The sequence below is a fragment of the Pseudomonas sp. TE3-3-F2023 genome (genome assembly GCF_036784815.1).
Classification (GTDB): domain Bacteria; phylum Pseudomonadota; class Gammaproteobacteria; order Pseudomonadales; family Pseudomonadaceae; genus Aquipseudomonas; species Aquipseudomonas pudica.
In genome coordinates, this window is the sequence record NZ_CP145113.1 from 3,682,984 (window position 1) to 3,694,841 (window position 11,858).

At 63.9% G+C, this 11,858-nt stretch carries 14 protein-coding genes and 1 pseudogene; 3 read left to right on the forward strand and 12 right to left on the reverse strand.

Annotation, left to right across the window (positions count from 1 at the left end; all coding sequences use genetic code 11):
* Nucleotides 1-9: 9 nt before the first annotated feature.
* Both V3314_RS16605 and V3314_RS16610 read right to left on the reverse strand, forming a co-directional pair.
* A complete protein-coding gene (locus tag V3314_RS16605) occupies nucleotides 10-1,965 on the reverse strand; it encodes a DUF1302 domain-containing protein (RefSeq protein ID WP_046616695.1) in 1,956 nt (651 codons plus the stop codon).
* A gap of 74 nt (nucleotides 1,966-2,039) precedes the next feature.
* Nucleotides 2,040-2,618 (reverse strand): alpha/beta hydrolase, encoded by a 579-nt coding sequence (locus tag V3314_RS16610; RefSeq protein ID WP_046616696.1) that lies wholly within the window; start codon nucleotides 2,616-2,618, stop codon nucleotides 2,040-2,042.
* Between the two features lie 206 nt (nucleotides 2,619-2,824).
* Between V3314_RS16610 and V3314_RS16615 the strand changes: the two genes are divergently transcribed.
* The gene (locus V3314_RS16615) at nucleotides 2,825-3,835 is read left to right on the forward strand and encodes an AraC family transcriptional regulator (protein ID WP_046616697.1); all 1,011 of its coding nucleotides are present in this window, start codon (nucleotides 2,825-2,827) and stop codon (nucleotides 3,833-3,835) included.
* 155 nt (nucleotides 3,836-3,990) lie between these two features.
* Here V3314_RS16615 and V3314_RS16620 read toward each other — a convergent pair.
* The 7 genes and pseudogenes from V3314_RS16620 to V3314_RS16650 form a co-directional block, all read right to left on the reverse strand.
* Nucleotides 3,991-4,218: pseudogene (locus tag V3314_RS16620) on the reverse strand (putative sulfate exporter family transporter); the annotation flags it as partial.
* Between the two features lie 79 nt (nucleotides 4,219-4,297).
* A complete protein-coding gene (locus V3314_RS16625) occupies nucleotides 4,298-4,624 on the reverse strand; it encodes a Rieske 2Fe-2S domain-containing protein (RefSeq protein WP_046616699.1) in 327 nt (108 codons plus the stop codon).
* A complete protein-coding gene (locus V3314_RS16630; RefSeq protein ID WP_338459314.1) occupies nucleotides 4,621-5,274 on the reverse strand; it encodes a DsbA family oxidoreductase in 654 nt (217 codons plus the stop codon). The genes V3314_RS16625 and V3314_RS16630 overlap by 4 nt, the downstream gene beginning before the upstream one ends.
* Nucleotides 5,271-6,584: an MFS transporter gene (locus V3314_RS16635; RefSeq protein ID WP_046616701.1), complete on the reverse strand. Its 1,314-nt coding sequence runs from the start codon at nucleotides 6,582-6,584 to the stop codon at nucleotides 5,271-5,273. Before V3314_RS16635 ends, V3314_RS16630 begins: the two co-directional genes overlap by 4 nt.
* Before the next feature lie 188 nt (nucleotides 6,585-6,772).
* Nucleotides 6,773-7,825, reverse strand: coding sequence for a 3-keto-5-aminohexanoate cleavage protein (locus V3314_RS16640; protein WP_338459315.1), 1,053 nt, complete (start codon nucleotides 7,823-7,825; stop codon nucleotides 6,773-6,775).
* A 54-nt stretch (nucleotides 7,826-7,879) separates the two neighbouring features.
* On the reverse strand, nucleotides 7,880-8,728 hold the full coding sequence (locus V3314_RS16645) for a TauD/TfdA family dioxygenase (RefSeq protein ID WP_046616704.1): 849 nt from the start codon (nucleotides 8,726-8,728) through the stop codon (nucleotides 7,880-7,882).
* A 13-nt stretch (nucleotides 8,729-8,741) separates the two neighbouring features.
* On the reverse strand, nucleotides 8,742-9,722 hold the full coding sequence (locus V3314_RS16650) for a quinone oxidoreductase (RefSeq protein ID WP_338459316.1): 981 nt from the start codon (nucleotides 9,720-9,722) through the stop codon (nucleotides 8,742-8,744).
* Between the two features lie 229 nt (nucleotides 9,723-9,951).
* Here V3314_RS16650 and V3314_RS16655 point away from each other — a divergent pair, with 229 nt between their 5' ends.
* Nucleotides 9,952-10,158, forward strand: a complete 207-nt coding sequence (locus tag V3314_RS16655) for a hypothetical protein (protein ID WP_080958527.1) — start codon at nucleotides 9,952-9,954, stop codon at nucleotides 10,156-10,158.
* Between the two features lie 183 nt (nucleotides 10,159-10,341).
* Here V3314_RS16655 and V3314_RS16660 read toward each other — a convergent pair whose 3' ends face one another.
* Nucleotides 10,342-10,521 carry a hypothetical protein gene (locus V3314_RS16660; protein WP_322492727.1) on the reverse strand — a complete coding sequence of 60 codons (180 nt, stop codon included), beginning with the start codon at nucleotides 10,519-10,521 and terminating at the stop codon, nucleotides 10,342-10,344.
* Here V3314_RS16660 and osmE point away from each other — a divergent pair.
* Nucleotides 10,504-10,860 (forward strand): osmotically-inducible lipoprotein OsmE, encoded by a 357-nt coding sequence (gene osmE / locus V3314_RS16665; protein WP_135003059.1) that lies wholly within the window; start codon nucleotides 10,504-10,506, stop codon nucleotides 10,858-10,860. The genes V3314_RS16660 and osmE overlap by 18 nt on opposite strands.
* A gap of 1 nt (nucleotide 10,861) precedes the next feature.
* Here the strand turns inward: osmE and V3314_RS16670 are convergent, their stop codons facing one another.
* On the reverse strand, nucleotides 10,862-11,221 hold the full coding sequence (locus V3314_RS16670; protein ID WP_046616707.1) for a hypothetical protein: 360 nt from the start codon (nucleotides 11,219-11,221) through the stop codon (nucleotides 10,862-10,864).
* Between the two features lie 185 nt (nucleotides 11,222-11,406).
* Entirely contained in the window at nucleotides 11,407-11,829 is a 423-nt protein-coding gene (locus tag V3314_RS16675) for an anti-virulence regulator CigR family protein (RefSeq protein ID WP_046616708.1), read from the reverse strand.
* Between the last annotated feature and the right edge of the window lie 29 nt (nucleotides 11,830-11,858).

An 11,858-nucleotide genomic window follows, 5' to 3' on the forward strand; every position in this document is an offset into this window, starting at 1 on the left:
AAACATGACTCAGAAGGTCGTCTTGACGGTCAGGTACAGGGCGCCACGGTCCTCGGTGGTGGCACCACCGCCGGAGAAGGAGGCGTAGCCGCCGCCGTAGCAGGTGTAATCCTGTTCGCCGTCCAGGGCGTTGGGGGTGCTGCCGTCGGTCTGGCCGTCCTTGCAGGCCTTGGTCTCACCGAAACTGTCGACGTACTTGAGGTCGACGAAGTACTGGTTGTAGATCGCGGCGCTCACGCCCACCGCATAGTTGCCAGTGTTCTCGGCGCCACCGCCCTGCACCGGCGACACGCCGTCGAGGCCGACGTTGACCGATAGCGGCATGCTCAGGTCCATACCTGGCAGCACCTGGTACCAGGTAGGGGTGAAGTTGACGGCGATGCCCCAGTTGTCGCGGGTGGCCTTGTCGATACCGCGGTAGCTGCTCTTGCCCTTGTACAAGGCCTCGTTGTGGCTATCGAGCTTGAGCAGGTTGCTGTAGAACAGCTCGCCGAGCAGGGTTGCCGAATCGAACAGCGGCGTATCGCCAATGGTCATCAGGCCGTTCAAGGTCCAGTGCAGGGTGTCGCCGGTGGCGCTCAGGCCGTCGCCATCCTTGGGTACGTCGTAGATCACCCCGCTGCTGGGCAGGCGTGCCGGCAGCAAACCAAAGCCGCCACCCAGGCCACCCTGGCCGGGGGCGCTGACGATTGCCGGGATGCTCGCCAACGGCATGTTGTGGCGAATGTTCAGGTCGCTGCCGACACTGATGCCGCCCACATCCTTGGACAGGCTCAGGCCATAGATGTCGATGTCATCGGAGTAGGCGAACTGGTAGGTAGTGCTTTGCAGCGAGTTGTACAGGTTGCCGACTGCACCTTGGCGGCTGCCCGGCGGGTTGCCGAACGGGCCGTTGGCGACGGTCATGCCGCGTGCGTCGAGCCAGGCCTGTGGGAGGATCTCGGAGGTCTTGCGGTAGTAGAAACCGAGGGTGCCGCCCAGCCACTCGGGCGACCACTTGGCCATGATGCCCCAGTCGCCGCTCTTGCCGGGGTTCAGGTCATGGCCACGGCGGATGGTGGTCAGCGCACCGCGCACCGGGATCAGCCCCGGGGTGCCGGTGTGGCCGAGCAGGAAGCTTTGGGCGCCCTCGCCTACCACGTCCGAGCCGCCATAGTAGGTACCGGCTTCGGGCAGGCGGGCGGCGTCCCAGTCGAAGAAGTACTGGGCGCCCAGGGTCAGTTCGGAGTTGACCAGGAACGAGGTCGACAGTTGGTTGCGCGGTACGAACAGCTCCTTGGCCTCGGTGCCCGGCGAGGCAGCCAGCTTGGCCAGGTCGAGGCCCGACTGGCCATAGCTTAGCGAGTGCACCGGGTTGAGCAGGGTTTCACCCCAGAACAGGTTGTGCTGGCCCAGCTTGGCGCTGACCTGCGAGGCCTCGCCGACTTCACGGCTGAAGAACACGAAGGCATCCAGCACTTCACCGGACGGGCCGCTGTAGTAACGCTGGGCGTAGTTGCTCAGGTGCGGGCTGCCCAGCGGCACACCGGTGCCGGGCAGGCCATTGAGGCTGGGGTTGATGCCGGACTGGTCACCGTTGCCGTTGACGAACGGGTTGCTATTGGAGCCGGTGTTGTCATAGGCCTTGTCGTACCAGCTGGCGGTGCTGAGGCGAAACCCGGTGTTGCCCTGGTAGACCACGTCCAGTTCGGTCAGCAGGTCGACCCTGTTGGTGATGTTGGTGCCGGCCTTGCGGAAGTTGTAGTCACCGTCGTTGCTGTTGGGCGTACCTAGCATGCGCTTGTCGGCGCTTTCGGTGCGTACGCCGTAGTTGTACTTGACGGTGTTGTCGAAGCGCACGGCCCAGTTTTCATTACCGGTATCGACTTCGAACGCCTGGGCGGCGGGCAGCGTGAGCAGCCCGATGGCGCAGGCGAGCAGGCAGCGCTGTGGTTTCACAGCACGGTGAATGCGGTGTTCTGGCATTACGATGGCTCCACGTATTGTTATTGTTCTTTTCGCCGCCCGTCTTTTGCGAGCGTGGCTGGGGCGTCCATGCGCTATTGCAGGTTGGGCTGGTCCAGTCGCAGGATGAAGGCCTCGGCCTGCGGCCAGGGGCCGAAGCCGGAGGCCGGATTGAGGTGGCCGACGGCCCCCAGTGCGACCAGTTCACTACCCCAGCCTTGGGCCAGGGTGCTGGCTGCGGCAAAGCTGGCCAGGTGGTCGTTGCTACTGGCCGCGACAATGCTGGGGAACGGCAACGGCTGCTGGGGCAATGGCGACCAGCCGTGCTCGGCCAGGCTGGCCGGGCTTGGGTAGTGGGCCGGCCATGGCGCGTTCAGGTCGGGCGGTGCCGCCAGCAATGCACCCTTGATCGGCCGCCGGTAGCGCGCCGCCCAGTGGGCGACCATCAACACGCCAGCGCTGTGCGCCACCAGGATCACCTCACCATCGATCTGGCCCAGTTCGCGCTGGATCGCCTCGACCCGGGCCGTGCAGCTCAGGCCGTCGACTTGCAGCGGCGGGACGCTGCGTACCTTGGCCAGGCGGCCTGCGAGCAGGGTCTGCCAGTGTTCGGCGACATGGTCGCGCAGGCCGGGGACGATCAGCACGGTGGCGGTGGTTTGCAGTTTTTCCACGGTGAACCTCGTGTGCGGTGTAGCTCTTGAGGTTCACAGTAAACAGCCCACCCACCGGGTGCTTCACATTGGGCGTCAGGGACTTTTCATTTGATGACAATGGCCATGACGGGGCTTTGCTTTTCAATTCATGACACGCAGGCTATAAGACACAAAACGCATGTCGGCATACCCAACAACAAGAAACCGCATGGAAAACAAAAAAAATGCCTGCCCTAGTCCGTGCCGCCAGCTTGACCAACTATCTTGAGGTGTCCCGCCACCTGGGCCTCAATCCCCAAGCGCTGTTGGCACAGGTTGGCCTAAGCGCCGCGTTGCTCGAAGACCCCAACAGGCGTATTCCGGTTGCCAGCGTCATCGCCTTGCTGGAAGCCTCCGCCAACGCCAGCCGCTGCGAAAGCTTCGGCCTGCGCATGGCCGAATTGCGGCAACTGTCGGACTTCGGCGAAATCAGCTTGCTGCTCAGCCACCAACGCACCCTGCGTGATGCACTGCAGGTGATCGTGCAATACCGTCACCTGCTCAATGACGCACTGGCCATTCATATCGAGGAAGCCGGCAAGACCGTGGTCATTCGCGAGGAAGTGATCAACGAACGCGCGCCCTGCAGCCGCCAGGCCACCGAGCTGGCAATCGGCGTGATGATGCGCCTGTGCGCGGCGCTGCTGGGTGCGCATTGGCACCCGATCAGCGCCAACTTCACCCACGCGCCTCCTGCCGACCTGTCCACCCACCGGCGCATTTTCGGCTGCACGTTGGTGTTCGGCAGCGAGTTCAACGGTATTGTCTGCCCGGCCGCCGACCTCGACACCGCCAGCCCGCAGGCCAACGAGGCCATGGCGCGCCTGGCGCAACGCTATCTGGACAGCCTGCCAGCGGGCGGCACGCCGTCCCTGGAGCTGGAGTTGCGCAAGACCATCTACCTGCTGCTGCCCATGGGCCGTGCCACTATCGAGCAGGTGGCACAGACCCAGGGCATGAACGTGCGCACCCTGCAGCGTCGCCTGGAAGAAAGCGGGTTGACCTTCAAGGACCTGATCAACAGCGTGCGCCGTGACTTGGTGATGCGCTACCTGGAGAACCCCGGCTATTCGCTGGGGCGTATCGCCGACATGTTGGGTTATTCGATGCCCAGCTCGTTCACCCGCTGGTTCATCGCACAGTTCGGCATGCCGCCGGCCAGTTGGCGGGCACAGCGGGATGATCAAGGGCTTTAGCTTGATCCTGGTACGGCCCGTGTAGGAGCGGCCTTGTGTCGCGATAGGGCTGCGCAGCAGCCCCGGGGGTTCAGTACAGACGCCCATATTGCCGGGGCTGCTGCGCAGCCCTTTCGCGACACAAGGCCGCTCCTACAATCGACCGCGTCAAGCAGTCAGGCAAGGCCCCAGTGCATCAACGCCAGCACCAAAAGCACAAGAAACACGCTCTCCCCCACCATCAGCGCAATAGGTTTTACCCCGACCGAGGCCAGCGACTTGAGTTGGGTTTTAATGCCCAGGGCACTGATCGCCAGCAGCAGGAAGCCGACCGCGAACCATGGCAGCAAGGGCGGCCGCTGGCCACCGGCCTCGAGGCCCTGGCGACGGTAGAGGATCATCGCCAGGGTCGACAGCGCCGACACGCCGATCACGGTGAGAGGGTGCGAATACGCTGATGGGTAGCGCCAAGTGCCAGTGTATTCATTGTCCCGCTTCCTCACCGTCAAATACGATGTAGACCTGACCGCCCTGCTGCTCGACCGGGTAGCAGGCAACCTTCAAAGCCCTGGAATTGACCAGGTAGCCGCTGGCCAGGTCAAAGCGCAGGCCATGCGCGCAGCACTGGATGACACGGCCTTCCAGCCGGCCGCCGCACAACGACGCGCCCTGGTGCGGGCAGCTGTCTTCGATGGCATAGAGCGAGTCGGCAACGTTGAACAGCGCCACGCTGCGCCCTTCGCAGGCCAACAGCACACGGCCGCCACGTTCCGGCACCTGATGGGGGGCCAATGCAATACGCCGGGTCATGCCCTCTCGACCTCTTGCAGCGCTTCGGTCATGGCCGCATACAGCACCTCGGCAGGCTGTGCACCCGCGACGAGCGGCCCATGATTGAAACGAAAACGCGGCACGGCACTGCCAGCGCGCCCGGCCCCATCGAGGAACGGGCTGCCGTCCTCACGCAGGCAGTCGACTACCTGCGCGGCATCCAGCCCGCAACACTGTGCGATGTCGAGCAAGGTGCGGCTATCCCCCAGGTCGCGGCCCTGGTGGAAATAGGCAATGAACAGACGTGCCAGCAAGGCTTCCAGTTGCGCTGCTTCCAGCAACTGAGCAGCCCGTTGCAGCAGCCGATGGGCGTTGCCGGTGTTGGGCATGCGGCGGATACGCGAGAAATCGATGTCCTCGCCTACCACACGGGCAGCGGCGCGCACCTGGGCCTGGCGCTCGCGTATCGCCTCCTCGCTGCCCAGGCGCTGCAGATAGAAGGCATGGAACGGCAGGCCGCTGGCTGGCAAGCCAGGCAACAACTGCACACCTCGCCATTGCAGTTGTACTTGCACTTGCGGCTGTTCGCGCTGCAAGTGCAACAGGGCGGCCTGCAGGTGCCGCTGGCCAACCAGGCACCAAGGGCAGACGAAATCGAAGAACACTTCGATGGACAACAGCTGTTTCACGGTTTCAACTCCCGGGGTGCGCCAGCGTCACCTGCCGGTGAATGCAGGCGCTCCATGTCTCGGTGGTAATGGCGTTTGGCAAGGAAAAACACCGCCGCAGCGCCGATGCTCATCAGCGGCACCAGCTGGAAGGCGGCATCCAGGCCGACCAGGTCGGAAACGCGCCCGGTGATCAGCGGCCCGGTGGCCAGACCCAACAGGTTGTTGGCCAGGGTCAGGGTGGCAAAAGCGGTGCCGTGCACCGAGGCATGGGTGAGGTTGGCCACCATGGCACTGGACGGGCCGTTGGTGCCGGCGGCGATCATCATGCCCAGGCAGATCAGCACCAGCTGGGCGGTGCCGACTGGCAGTGCGAAAGCGAGGGACAACAGCACGCAACTGCCCAGGCAGTAGGCAATGGCCAGGCTGATCTTGCGGTCCGGGCGCTGCCGCCCGAGCCGGTCGCAGAGCATGGCGCAGAGAATCATGCCGATGCCACTGCACAGCACGATGACTGCGGCAATCGCCCCGGCGCGGTCGGTGCCCATGGCGTAATAGCGATTCAGGTAGCTGGGCATCCATACCATCACGGTGCCGCCAACGAACAGCTGCAGCCCGCTGCCGACGTAGGCCGCGATGACCGAACGGCTGCTGTACAGGGTGCGCAGCGGGCGGCTGGCGTTGCCTTGCAACTGCTGCGCGCATCGAGGCGCAATACGTGCCTCCTTTACGATCAGCGGGTAAAGCATCGCCAGCACCAGGCCGAACAGCGCCATGCCGGCAAATGCCCAGCGCCAGCCCAGGTGCTGGGCCAGTACACCGCCCAGGGCCATGCCCAGCACCGAGCCGAACATGCCACCGGCCATGAACGCACCAGCCAGGGTCGAGCGCATGTCGCGGGGGAACACGGCGACCACCACGGCAATGCCGACACTGCCGTAGGCCGCCTCGCCCACCCCGACCAGAAACCGCGCGACGAACATTTGCGGGTAGTTTTCCGCCAGGGCGCAGCCGAGGGTGGCCAGGCTCCACAGAACCGCCATCAGCACCAGGCTGCGCACCCGGCCGAAGCGGTCGGCCAGCAGCGACAGCGGGAATGTCAGCAGGCCGACCATCAGCGCGACAATACCGCTGAGCAAACCGAGCTGGCTGTCGCTCAATGCCCATTCGCCCTTGAGCAGCGGGAACACCGCGTTGAGCACCTGGCGCGACATGTAGTCGGAGATCAACAGGCCAAAGGTCAGGGCGAAGACCACCCAGGCATAGCGCCGGGGGACGCTGTGGGCGGTGTCGGTGCCGGAATCTTCGGCACTGGCGAGATAGGTGGCCATGTTGCCTCCTTGGGTGCGGGGCGTGAGGTTGTTCTTGTTGTTATGGGTTACAGCCAACATTCATGTTGCTTTTGCGGGCCTCTTCGCGGGCTCGCCCGCTCCCACAGGGACAGCGTCGACCTTTGGGCCGGTGCCGCACCTGTGGGAGCGGGCATGCCCGCGAAGAGGCCGGGCCTGCCGTACCAGCATCAGCCGCGCTGCGGCACGCCCTTCACGCCCGGCTGGCGATTCGGCGCCATGCCGTTGGCCTTGAGGGTCTGCTCGATGCTGTCGTACTGCTGCCCGATGCGGTAAATGGCGCGTGCTTCCTTGCCGTTGGCAATCTCGCGGCCCAGCTCATGGGCCACACGCACGGTCTGCTGGATCTGCTGCACCGAGGTAAAGCGCTTGCCATGCTGGTCGATGATGGTGTCTTCGTTGCCGCAGCGTGGGTGCAGGCCCATGGCCAGGGCCATGGTGTTAAACGGCAGCACGTTCTTCAGCAACGATTCGGCGGTCAGGGTGCAACCGTCCGGCGCGCGGTGGATGAAGTTGAAGAAGTTGAACGGGTTGGGGCCGTCGAAGCCGCCGCCAATGCCGATCCAGGTCAGGTTCAGCGGGCCCATGTAGTCACCACGGCGGACGATGCGCTCGAGCGTCTCCAGGGCATGCATGCCGGTCAGCTGGAAATGCGGCTGGATGTTGCTGGCCTGCAGGCGGCGCAGGTGTTCGCGGACCCAGGCCGGGCCGGCCGGCACGGTCATCTCGCTGTACGCGGCATGAATCGCCGGGCTGGCCAGCGAGGTGCCCTCCAGGTACTCGGGGTACAGCAACTCCATGATGTTCATCTGCGTGGTGTTGATGGCCACGGTCACCTGGTCAGGGCGTGGCGTCAGCTCGGCGAGCATGTGCCGGGTGTCGTCCGACAGCCACTTGGCCGCCTCGCCTTCGCCTTCCGGAGCAAAGGAAATCGACCCGCCAACCTGGATGATCATGTCCGGCACCGCTTCGCGCACCCCGGCGATCAGCTCGTTGAACTTGGACAGGCGCTTAGAGCCCTTGCCATCCAGTTCGCGCACGTGCAGGTGCAATACCGTGGCACCGGCATCAAAGCAGTCGACGGCCTTCTGCACCTGCTCATCCATGGTCAGGGGAATGTCTTCAGGGAAGTCTTCGGGCATCCACTCCGGGCCATAGGGAGCAACGGTGATCACCACCTTTTCCATGTTTTCCGGGTGCAACGAATCGTCGAAGAATTGCATGCTGTAGTCCTCGCTATTGTTTTTGTGCGGTTGCCGCCAGCGACGGCGACGAACTCAGAACGTGGGGCTGCCCTTGATCCCGGCGCGTTCCATCTTGCGGTGGCACGGCGGGTAGTCCATGACGGCGTAATGCTGTGTGCTGCGGTTGTCCCAGATCGCCACGCTGTTGGGCTTCCAGCGCCAGCGCACCTGGTACTCCGGCAGGTAGGCCTGGCTTATCAGGTAACGCAGCAGGTCGCTGGCACCGGGGTTGGCGTCCTGCCCGAAGCGCACCCGCTGCGGGGTGTGGTAGTTGCTGAAATGGGTGGTGAAAGCGTTGACGAACAGCACCTGCTCACCGGTTTCCGGGTGGGTGCGCACCACCGGGTGCTCGGCATCAGGGAACTGCGCCTTCAGCGCCAGGCGTCTTTCCAGCGGCATGGCGGCGCCAAAGCTGGCCTCGATGCTGTGACGGGCGCGCAGGCCTTCGATCTTGGCCTTCACATCGCCTGGCAGGTTTTCATAGGCCAGCACCATGTTCGCCCACATCGTGTCGCCGCCCACGGGCGGGCATTCGATGCAGCGCAGCACACAGCCCATCGGCGGTGCCTCGCGCCAGGTGGCGTCGGTGTGCCAGGCATTTTCATAGCGGTCGTTGGGCTGGTCGGGGCGCTTGTAGATCTGTACCAGGCCCGGATGCTCCGGGTCGCTGCCGGCCACCGGGTGGTCCTCCAGGTCACCGAAGCGGCGGGCGAAAGCCACGTGTTCGGCGCGGCTGAAGTGCTGGTCGCGCAGGAACAGTACACGGTGCCGGAGCAACTGCGCGCGAAGCTGGGCGAACAGGTCGTCGTCGTGGATCGCGTCGGCCAGGTTGACCCCACTTACTTCGGCACCGATCGCGCAGGTCAGTTGTTCGATGTGCATGCTGTTGCCCTCTTCAGATGACGAAGATCGACGAGCCGGTGGTCTTGCGCGCTTCCAGGTCACGGTGTGCCTGGACGGCATCCTGCAGTGCGTAATGCTGGTTGATCTCGATACGGATGCGCCCGCTGCCAACGTGATCGAACAGCTCGCCGGCCAGGTCGGCCTTCTCCGCCGGGTCGGCGATGAAGTCGGCCAGCGCCGGGCGGGTGAGCTGCAGCGAACCCTTGATCGCCAGCAACTGCGGGTCGAACGGCGGGATGGTGCCCGACGCCGTACCGACGCAGACCATCAGGCCGCGACGCTTGAGCGCATCGAGCGAGCCCATGAAGGTGTTCTTGCCAACGCTGTCGAACACCACGTTCACCCCTACCCCATCGGTCAGTTCACACACGCGCGTGGCAACGTCCTCGGCGCTGTAGTTGATGACGTGGTTGCAGCCATGGGCGCGAGCCACTTCGGCCTTGGCCTCGGTGGACACCGTGCCGATCACGTTCAGCCCCAGCAACTGCGCCCACTGCGCGACGATCAGGCCGACCCCGCCAGCGGCAGCATGCAGCAGCACGCTGTCGCCGGGTTTGAAGTCATGGAGCCGACGCAGCAGGTAGGCGGAGGTCAGGCCGCGCATGGTCATGGCGGCGGCGGTTTCGAAAGCGATGGTATCCGGCAGCTTGATCAGCGCCGCCGCGGTGATCAAGCGCTCGGTGCAGTACGCGCCAAGTGTGTTGAGGAAGCCGGTATAGGTGACCCGGTCACCGACCGCCACCTGGGTCACGCCCTCGCCCAGCGCCTCGACCACGCCGGCCGCTTCCACGCCAATGCCGTTGGGCAACGGGATCGGGTAGGTGCCGTTGCGGAAATAGGTATCGGCATAGTTCAGGCCCACCGCCACCTGGCGCAAGCGCACCTGCCCCGGGCCGGGCTCGCCGACCTCGGCGTCCTCGTAGCGCAGCACCTCGGGGCCACCGGTCTGATGGAAACGTACGACTTTGGACATGCTTGTCTCTCCAATCATCGATCTGGACGCATGGCGTCAGTTCTGGGTGATTGGACTGTATGCCCTTGGTGTGTGGGGCGCTTCGCATCGGACGACAGCGGGTTTTCATTTGATGACAGTACAGCTGTCGACCTGCCGATCACGAAAACCGAGTTTTATTCATGAGTCTCCTTGATGGTTATCCATGGTCAGACTAATACTTAAGTCTCTGCCTGGGGAGGCACGAAAAATGCAACCAAGATTCGTTATCGTTCCCGCTGTACCGATCGAAAAGGAATCGTTCCGCGTGGGTAGCCGCTATTACGCCGCTACCGTTTGTGGGGGGTTCGACATTTACGATAACCAAGCGAAGGAGCGGCTCAAGCCCAGTTATCCAAGCAGGACGGATGCACTGGTGCAGTGCGAACAGATGAACAAACGCGGTGATGCAGGCTGATCGCGGGCGCGACTGTCTTACCCAGAATCCAGACGCCTGCGCGATCCCTGTAGGAACGGCCTTGTGTCGCGATGGGCTGCGTAGCAGCCCCCGGATCTTGCGTTGATGCACAGATTGCCGGGGCCGCTACGCAGCCCATCGCGACACAAGGCCGCTCCTACAGGGGGGCCACGTGTTCGTGGACTAGCCCTGCTGCCAACCGGCAATCAGGCGCTGGGCATTCTCCTCGCAATCCATCCCTTGCGGCTTGTCTTCCATGCCCGCAATAACCGCCAGCAACTGCGCGCGGCTGTGCGCCAACCGCTGCTGCATCACTTCATCGGCGTCTTCTACCGGAGCACGGCCATGAACAAACCCCTTCACGCGCTGATCCTTGCACTGGCAGCGCTTTCTGCCTGCTCGTCCAACTCCGCGCTTTACCACGACCAGCCGCTGGTGGCGAAAGTCACCAACGGCATGAGCCGAGACCAGGTCATGCAGGTCGGCGGCAAGCCTGATGCCGAGACCGCACGCACCGTGGTACCCGGCACCTGTTTCGACTACATGCTGACCAAGGCCGACAACCGCCACCCCTACAGCGTCAGTTTCGATGGCACCGGCAAAGTGGACAATACCGCTTTCACGACCTGCGCCGAGTGGAGCAATGCCCAGCGCAGGGCCCGCCTGCCGAGCATGGGCGGCTCCAGCGGCTCGGGTTACTGAGTCAGTCCAGGCATTCCCTGGCAGCCTGGCGCAATTTGTCGCCAGACAGGAAGCTGCCCTTGTAGAAAGTCGCGCGGCTGCCCTCGCGGGAGTCGACTACGTCCAGCACATCATCGGATGCCACGGCGCTGGGGGCCGTCAACCGGTAGCCGTGGGCAATCGATTTCTGCGTGGCCTGAGGCGCCAGCGCTTGCCACTTGGGTAGTACGCAGGCGGCGTACTGCTGGGGCGATTTGTGGGTCAGCTTGCTGGCAGTGGGTTTGCCAGGGGTCGCGCAGCCGGCAAGGCCGGTGATCATTACAGCGGACAGAAAGAGACGAAACGTAGACATTTGCAATTGGCCATCAAGGATACGCTGCATTCTAACGGGGGTTGTATTGGCTTACCAATCAACCAAAGTCTGGCTGCACGGAGCGGGTTCGCCCGCGAACACCGGCGCAGCCAGTGCCAGCCACCGCGTCGCCTGCCGAGGGGCTGCTTTGCAGCCCATCGCGACACAAGGCCGCTCCTACAATTGACGGCGCTCGCCGACACCTGCGCCTGACGTCAATCCAGCGCGCCGTTGAGCACCTCGTAGATGATCCCCGTAGCGACTGCCACCAGGATCAGGTCCGCACCCGCCTGCATCCATTCATAGCCATCGTAATGAGGGAGCTGCCCCAGCAGCCTGCCATCGAGCTTCTTGGCGATACCCGGCGGCAGTGGTTTGCCACGGGCCAGGTTCTTCTGAATGCCAGGGGGCAGCGCCGGCCCAGGGCTCCAGTAACCACGGTGCCCGTCAATAATGCCAAGCACATCGCCACGGTTTATCGACGGGCCACCATACGCCCCCCCGTGACCTTGACCATGCTGGCCCTTGTCCTTGCCATGGCCCTGCCCTTTACCATTACCCGGGTCGGCATAAGTGAGCACTGGCCCTAATGCCAGCGCAATGGCGGTAGCGACAACTGCCAATCGACGCATTGTCATAGCTGTTTCCTTACACCAGGGACGTCCCA